General features: G+C 66.1%; 5 protein-coding genes. All 5 read left to right on the top strand.

Annotated features, from left to right (window positions below):
* A partial coding sequence (locus CA984_RS40955) for a DNA-directed RNA polymerase subunit beta (RefSeq protein ID WP_133061932.1) occupies positions 1 to 288 on the top strand: 288 nt, incomplete at its 5' end.
* Positions 289 to 314: 26 nt separating this feature from the next.
* Positions 315 to 4202, top strand: a complete 3888-nt coding sequence (locus tag CA984_RS40950; protein WP_086578725.1) for a DNA-directed RNA polymerase subunit beta' — start codon at positions 315 to 317, stop codon at positions 4200 to 4202.
* A 545-nt stretch (positions 4203 to 4747) separates the two neighbouring features.
* Complete coding sequence (rpsL, locus tag CA984_RS40945) at positions 4748 to 5119, top strand: 30S ribosomal protein S12 (RefSeq protein WP_012887826.1); 372 nt, start codon at positions 4748 to 4750, stop codon at positions 5117 to 5119.
* Between the two features lie 2 nt (positions 5120 to 5121).
* On the top strand, positions 5122 to 5592 hold the full coding sequence (rpsG, locus tag CA984_RS40940) for a 30S ribosomal protein S7 (RefSeq protein WP_012887827.1): 471 nt from the start codon (positions 5122 to 5124) through the stop codon (positions 5590 to 5592).
* Positions 5593 to 5679: 87 nt separating this feature from the next.
* Positions 5680 to 7728, top strand: a complete 2049-nt coding sequence (gene fusA, locus CA984_RS40935; RefSeq protein ID WP_051866137.1) for an elongation factor G — start codon at positions 5680 to 5682, stop codon at positions 7726 to 7728.
* Positions 7729 to 7916: the final 188 nt, after the last annotated feature.

The following is a 7916-nucleotide window of genomic DNA, read 5'->3' as shown; positions in this document are numbered from 1 at the left end:
GCCTACGCCCTGCAGGAGCTGCTGACCATCAAGTCCGACGACGTGCTGGGCCGGGTGAAGGTCTACGAGGCGATCGTCAAGGGCGAGAACATCCCCGAGCCGGGCATTCCGGAGTCGTTCAAGGTCCTCATCAAGGAAATGCAGTCGCTGTGCCTGAACGTCGAGGTGCTCTCCAGCGACGGCATGTCCATCGAGATGCGCGACACCGACGAGGACGTCTTCCGCGCCGCGGAAGAGCTCGGCATCGACCTGTCCCGGCGTGAGCCGAGCAGCGTCGAAGAGGTCTGATCTAGAAGCTGAGGAGGGGAATACAAGTGCTGGACGTCAACTTCTTCGACGAGCTTCGAATCGGCCTCGCGACGGCTGACGATATCCGCCAGTGGTCGCACGGCGAGGTGAAGAAGCCCGAGACCATCAACTACCGGACCCTCAAGCCCGAGAAGGACGGACTCTTCTGCGAGAAGATCTTCGGTCCGACCCGGGACTGGGAGTGCTACTGCGGTAAGTACAAGCGCGTCCGCTTCAAGGGCATCATCTGTGAGCGCTGTGGCGTCGAGGTGACCCGCGCCAAGGTGCGTCGTGAGCGGATGGGCCACATCGAGCTGGCCGCGCCCGTCACGCACATCTGGTACTTCAAGGGTGTCCCGTCCCGTCTGGGATACCTGCTCGACCTGGCCCCGAAGGACCTTGAGAAGGTCATCTACTTCGCGGCCTACATGATCACGCATGTCGACAAGGAAATGCGTGAGCGTGACCTGCCCTCGCTCGAGGCGAAGATCTCGGTCGAGCGGCAGCACGTCGAGCAGCGGCGCGACGCCGACATCGAGGCCCGGCAGAAGAAGCTCGAGAACGACCTGACCGAGCTGGAGGCCGCCGGCGCCAAGGGCGACCAGCGCCGTAAGGTCCGTGAGGGCGCTGAGCGCGAGATGCGCCAGCTCCGCGACCGGGCCCAGCGCGAGCTGGACCGTCTGGACGAGGTCTGGAGCCGCTTCAAGAACCTCAAGGTCCAGGACCTTGAGGGCGACGAGCTGCTCTACCGCGAGATGCGCGACCGCTTCGGCCGCTACTTCCGCGGTGGCATGGGCGCCCAGGCCATCCAGGAGCGTCTGACCAACTTCGACCTCGACCTCGAGGCCGAGAACCTGCGCGAGACGATCCGCAGCGGCAAGGGCCAGAAGAAGGCCCGCGCGCTCAAGCGTCTCAAGGTCGTGTCCGCGTTCCTGAACACCCGCAACTCGCCCAACGGCATGGTCCTGGACTGCATCCCGGTCATCCCGCCGGACCTGCGCCCGATGGTGCAGCTCGACGGTGGCCGGTTCGCGACCTCGGACCTGAACGACCTGTACCGGCGTGTGATCAACCGGAACAACCGCCTCAAGCGTCTTCTCGACCTCGGAGCCCCCGAGATCATCGTGAACAACGAGAAGCGGATGCTCCAGGAGGCCGTTGACGCGCTGTTCGACAACGGCCGCCGCGGCCGTCCGGTCACGGGTCCCGGCAACCGCCCGCTGAAGTCCCTCAGCGACATGCTGAAGGGCAAGCAGGGCCGGTTCCGCCAGAACCTGCTGGGCAAGCGAGTCGACTACTCCGGCCGTTCGGTCATCGTCGTCGGCCCGCAGCTGAAGCTGCACCAGTGCGGTCTGCCCAAGCAGATGGCGCTGGAGCTCTTCAAGCCGTTCGTGATGAAGCGCCTGGTCGATCTCAACCACGCGCAGAACATCAAGTCGGCCAAGCGGATGGTCGAGCGTGCCCGCCCGGTCGTCTGGGATGTCCTCGAAGAGGTCATCACCGAGCACCCGGTGCTGCTCAACCGTGCGCCCACGCTGCACCGCCTGGGTATCCAGGCCTTCGAGCCGCAGCTGGTCGAGGGCAAGGCCATCCAGATCCACCCGCTCGTCTGCACCGCGTTCAACGCGGACTTCGACGGTGACCAGATGGCCGTGCACCTGCCGCTGTCGGCCGAGGCGCAGGCCGAGGCCCGCATCCTGATGCTGTCGACCAACAACATCCTGAAGCCGGCCGACGGCAAGCCCGTGACCATGCCCACCCAGGACATGATCATCGGCCTGTACTCCCTGACCACCCTCAAGGACGACGACGAGGACGCTCCCGGCCAGGGCAGGGTCTTCGGCTCGGTGTCCGAGGCGCTCATGGCCTATGACCGGCGCGAGCTGGACATCCAGGCCAAGATCCAGATCCGGTTGAAGGGCGAGGTCCCGCCGCCCCGCGGCTGGACGGCTCCCGAGGGCTGGGAGCCGGGCGACAGCTACCGCCTGGAGACCACGCTCGGCCGCTGCCTGTTCAACCAGACGCTGCCGGCGAACTACCCGTACGTGAACTCCCAGGTCGGCAAGAAGCAGCTCTCGGCGATCGTCAACGAGCTGGCCGAGAAGTACCCCAAGGTGGAAGTGGCGGCCGCGCTCGACGCGCTCAAGGACGCCGGCTTCTACTGGGCCACCCGGGCCGGTGTGACGATCTCCATCGAGGACGTCATCTCGCCGCCCAACAAGGCCACGATCATGGAGACGTACGAGCGCAGGGCCGACAAGGTCCAGCGCGAGTACGAGCGGGGTCTCATCACGGACGAGGAGCGCCGTCAGGAGCTCATCGAGATCTGGACGCACGCGACCAGTGACGTGACCGACGACATGCAGAAGGCGTTCCCGAAGACCAACCCGGTCTGGATGATGGTCCAGTCGGGCGCCCGAGGAAACCTGATGCAGGTCCGGCAGATCTCCGGTATCCGCGGTCTGGTGTCCAACACCAAGGGTGAGACGATCCCGCGTCCGATCAAGGCCTCGTTCCGCGAGGGCCTGTCGGTGCTGGAATACTTCATCTCCACCCACGGCCAGCGGAAGGGTCTGGCGGACACCGCGCTGCGGACCGCCGACTCGGGTTACCTGACCCGTCGTCTGGTGGACGTCGCGCAGGACGTCATCGTCCGTGAGATCGACTGCGGCACCGACCGCGGGGTCCCGCTGCACGTCGGCGAGCGCGACTCCCAGGGCAACCTGGTCAAGGCGGAGAACGCCGAGAGCAACGTGCACGGCCGCATCCTGGCCGAGGACGTCGAGGTGGACGGCAAGGTCATCGTGTCCGCGGGAGTCGACATCAACGACATCCACGTCACCGCGCTGGTCGAGGCCGGAGTGGAGACCGTCAGGACCCGCAGCGCTCTCGTCTGCGAGGCCAAGATCGGTGTCTGCGCCACCTGCTACGGCCGTTCGCTCGCGACCGGCAAGCTCGTGGACGTCGGCGAGGCGGTCGGCATCATCGCCGCCCAATCGATCGGCGAGCCGGGCACCCAGCTGACGATGCGTACCTTCCACACCGGTGGTGTGGCGGGCGCGGACATCACCCACGGTCTGCCCCGTGTGCAGGAGCTCTTCGAGGCGCGCGTCCCCAAGGGCGTCGCCCCGATCAGCGAGGCCGAGGGCCGGGTCCGGATCGACGAGACGGACAAGTCCCGCAAGATCGTGATCGTCCCGGACGACGGTTCGGAGGAGGTCGCCTACCCGGTCTCCATGCGGTCGCGCATGCTGGTCTCCGACGGGCAGCGCGTCACGGTCGGTCAGCAGCTGATCGCCGGTGCCGTCAACCCCAACGAGGTGCTGCGCATCCTCGGCCCCCGGGCCGTGCAGCTGCACCTGGTGGCCGAGGTTCAGCAGGTCTACCGCTCGCAGGGTGTGTCGATCCACGACAAGCACATCGAGATCATCGTCCGGCAGATGCTCAAGCGCGTGAACGTGCTGGAGTCGGGTGACGCCGACATGCTCCCCGGTGAGCTGGTCGAGCGGCCGCGCTTCGAGCGGATCAACCGCGAGTGCGTGGCCGAGGGCGGTACGCCGGCCTCGGGCCGTCCGGTGCTGATGGGCATCACGAAGGCCTCGCTCGCCACCGAGTCCTGGCTGTCGGCGGCGTCCTTCCAGGAGACCACCCGAGTGCTCACCGACGCGGCGATCCACGCCAAGTCGGACTCGCTGCTCGGTCTCAAGGAGAACGTCATCATCGGAAAGCTCATCCCGGCCGGTACCGGCATGCCGCAGTACCGCAACATCCGGGTCGAGCCCACCGAGGAGGCCAAGGCCGCGATGTACACGGTCGGCGGCTACGACGGCTCCGCGGCGGACTACACCTTCGGTTCGGGCTCCGGTGAGGCCGTGCCGCTGGAGGAGTACGACTTCGGTCAGTACAACCGCTAGACACCTGGTCGGTACGACCGCTGAGTGATCGAAGCCGGCGCCCGGCCCCCTTCAGAGGGGCCGGGCGCCGTCGCGTGTCCGGCCCGAGGTCCGTTGATCTTTCTTGACCGGAACGTTGCGGGGAAAGCCGCGCCTTGATGAAGAGAACGGCCAGAGAAGTCCCCTACTGCCGGTAAACTCGTTATGGACCCAGCAGCGGTCGGCCGGAAACCGATCGTGGGAGTCACGACACGCACGCGGGCACTTGTAACGGTGCCCGATGGGCGCAGCCGTTTTGACGTGTTGCGTTGGACTAGGTAGTCTTTCCCTTCGTGCCCGTGGCTTCATGGGCTCTCATGCGTGCGCGTCGACAGGTTTCCCACGGGGAGTCGGCAGAGGCGCCGTATGGCCTCCTCCACTGGCCTGGCCGAGGATGTGGCGCGATACATGCGCGACACGCCCGAGCGCGTGGGTCGGAGTGGACGGAAAACTCGCAGGTCATGACACCGGCAGTGCCTGCAAAAAGCACAACATTCGAATCACCGGCAAGCACGAACGGAGACGCGGTGCCTACGATTCAGCAGCTGGTCCGCAAGGGCCGCCAGGATAAGGTCACCAAGACCAAGACCCCGGCGCTCAAGGCCAGCCCCCAGCGACGCGGCACCTGCATGCGCGTTTACACCACGACCCCCAAGAAGCCGAACTCCGCCCTCCGCAAGGTCGCGCGTGTCCGGCTCACCAACGGCATCGAGGTCACGGCCTACATCCCGGGTGTCGGCCACAACCTTCAGGAGCACTCCATCGTGCTCGTCCGTGGCGGTCGTGTGAAGGACCTGCCGGGTGTTCGCTACAAGATCATCCGCGGCTCGCTGGACACCCAGGGTGTCCGCAACCGCAAGCAGGCCCGTAGCCGTTACGGCGCGAAGAAGGAGAAGTAAGAATGCCTCGCAAGGGTTCTCCTGGCCGTCGTCAGCTCATGGCTGACCCGGTCCACAACTCGCCGCTGGTCACCGCGCTCATCAACAAGGTTCTCCTGGACGGCAAGCGCTCCATCGCGCAGTCCATCGTCTACGGCGCCCTCGAAGGCGCCAAGGAGAAGACCGGCAACGACCCGGTCGTCACCCTGAAGCGCGCGCTGGACAACGTCAAGCCCACCCTTGAGGTCCGCAGCCGCCGTGTCGGTGGCGCGACCTACCAGGTCCCGGTCGAGGTGCGCGCCGCGCGCAGCACCACCCTGGCCCTGCGCTGGCTGGTGCAGTACTCCCGCGCCCGCCGCGAGAAGACCATGACCGAGCGCCTCATGAACGAACTGCTCGACGCCAGCAACGGCCTCGGCGCCAGTGTCAAGAAGCGCGAGGACACCCACAAGATGGCCGAGTCCAACAAGGCCTTCGCCCACTACCGCTGGTAACAGCGGGTTCGACGAGACGACGAGGACGCGAGAGAAGTGGCCACCACGACCGCTCTTGACCTGGCCAAGGTCCGCAACATCGGGATCATGGCCCACATCGACGCGGGCAAGACCACGACGACCGAGCGCATCCTGTTCTACACCGGTATCAACTACAAGATCGGTGAAGTCCACGAGGGCGCAGCCACGATGGACTGGATGGAGCAGGAGCAGGAGCGTGGTATCACCATCACCTCCGCTGCTACGACCTGCGAGTGGCTCGGCCACACGATCAACATCATCGACACGCCGGGTCACGTGGACTTCACGATCGAGGTGGAGCGCTCGCTCCGCGTCCTCGACGGTGCCGTCGCCGTGTTCGACGGCGTCGCCGGTGTCGAGCCGCAGTCCGAGACGGTGTGGCGTCAGGCCGACCGCTACGAGGTTCCCCGGATCTGCTTCGTCAACAAGATGGACCGGGTCGGCGCGGAGTTCCACCGCTGCGTCGACATGATGATCAGCCGCCTGAACGCGACCCCCGCGGTCATCCAGCTTCCCTGGGGCGTCGAGGCTGACTTCAAGGGCGTCATCGACCTGGTGAAGATGAAGGGCCTGCTCTGGAGCGCCGAGGCGGCCAAGGGCGAGATGTACGAGACCGTGGACATCCCGGCGGAGCACGCCGAGACCGCCCGCGAGTGGCGTGACAAGCTCGTCGAGACCGTCTCCGAGAACGACGACGAGCTGATGGAGCTCTTCCTGGAGGGCGTCGAGCCCACCGAGGAGCAGCTGGTCGCGGCCATCCGCCGCGCGACGCTGGCCAGCGCCATCAACCCGGTCCTGACCGGCACCGCGTTCAAGAACAAGGGCGTGCAGCCCCTGCTCGACGCGATCGTCGCCTACCTTCCCGCCCCGATCGACATTCCGGCCTTCAAGGGCCACGCGGTCGGCAAGGAAGACGAGATCATCGAGCGTCACGCCGATGTCACCGAGCCGTTCTCCGCGCTCGCCTTCAAGATCGCGGCCGACCAGCACCTGGGCCGTCTCACCTACATCCGCATCTACTCGGGCACGCTCGAGACCGGCACCGCGGTGGTCAACTCGGTGAAGGGCCGCAAGGAGCGGATCGGCAAGATCTACCAGATGCACGCCAACAAGCGCGAAGAGCGCCCGTCGGCCGTCGCTGGTCAGATCGTCGCCGTCATGGGTCTGAAGGACACCACCACCGGTGACACCCTGTCCGACCCGGCCAACCCCGTGGTCCTGGAGTCGATGAACTTCCCGGCGCCGGTCATCAGCGTCGCCATCGAGCCCAAGACCAAGAGCGACCAGGAGAAGCTGGGCACCGCGATCCAGCGTCTGGCCGAGGAGGACCCGTCCTTCCAGGTCCGGCGTGACGAGGAGACCGGGCAGACGGTCATCTGGGGTATGGGTGAGCTCCACCTGGAGATCCTCGTCGACCGGATGCGCCGCGAGTTCAAGGTCGAGGCCAACATCGGTCGTCCGCAGGTGGCCTACCGGGAGACCATCCGCCGCAAGGTGGAGAAGGTCGACTACGTCCACAAGAAGCAGACCGGTGGTTCCGGCCAGTTCGCCAAGGTCATCATTGACATTGAGCCGCTGGGCGACGGAAACGACGGCTACGAGTTCTCCAACAAGGTCTCCGGTGGCCGCATCCCGCGGGAGTACATCCCGTCGGTCGACGCGGGTGCCCAGGAGGCCGCCGAGTTCGGTGTTCTCGCCGGCTATCCCATGGTCGGGGTCAAGGTCACCCTGCAGGACGGTGCCTACCACGAGGTGGACTCGTCCGAAATGGCCTTCAAGATCGCTGGCTCGATGGCCTTCAAGGAGGCCGCGCGCAAGGCGGACGCCGTAATCCTGGAGCCGATGATGGCCGTCGAGGTCACCACGCCCGAGGACTACATGGGTGATGTCATCGGTGACCTCAACGGTCGCCGCGGGCAGATCCAGGCGATGGACGAGCGCTCCGGCGCCCGCATCGTCAAGGCGCTCGTGCCGCTCTCTGAGATGTTCGGCTACGTGGGTGACCTCCGTAGCAAGACGCAGGGGCGTGCGAGCTACAGCATGCAGTTCGACTCCTATGCGGAAGTGCCTGCGCACATCGCCAAGGAGATCGTCGCGAAGGTGCGGGGCGAGTAAGTCCGGCATCCGTTTCGGTGCGGGAGGCGAGGAGATCGTCGCCCCGCCACCGAGGGGGTGCGGGGCGAGTAAGCCCGGCATCCGTTTCGGGGCGGGGGCGACGATCTCATCGCCTCCCGCACCGACACGGATGCCGGACTTACTCGCCACGCACCTTCGCGACAATCTCCTTGGCGACTCCTTGGCGA

Origin of the sequence: Streptosporangium minutum (genome assembly GCF_002149035.1) — a bacterium.
Classification (GTDB): domain Bacteria; phylum Actinomycetota; class Actinomycetes; order Streptosporangiales; family Streptosporangiaceae; genus Streptosporangium; species Streptosporangium minutum.
Note: the sequence above shows the minus strand (reverse complement) of the source record. Positions and strands in the feature narration are given on the sequence as shown.

What these genes read in the sequence shown, in the direction of transcription:
- rpsG (WP_012887827.1), top strand. Translation starts at nt 5,122, where the DNA reads ATGCCTCGCAAGGGTTCTCCTGGCCGTCGTCAGCTCATGGCTGACCCG.
- fusA (WP_051866137.1), top strand. Translation starts at nt 5,680, where the DNA reads ATGGCCCACATCGACGCGGGCAAGACCACGACGACCGAGCGCATCCTG.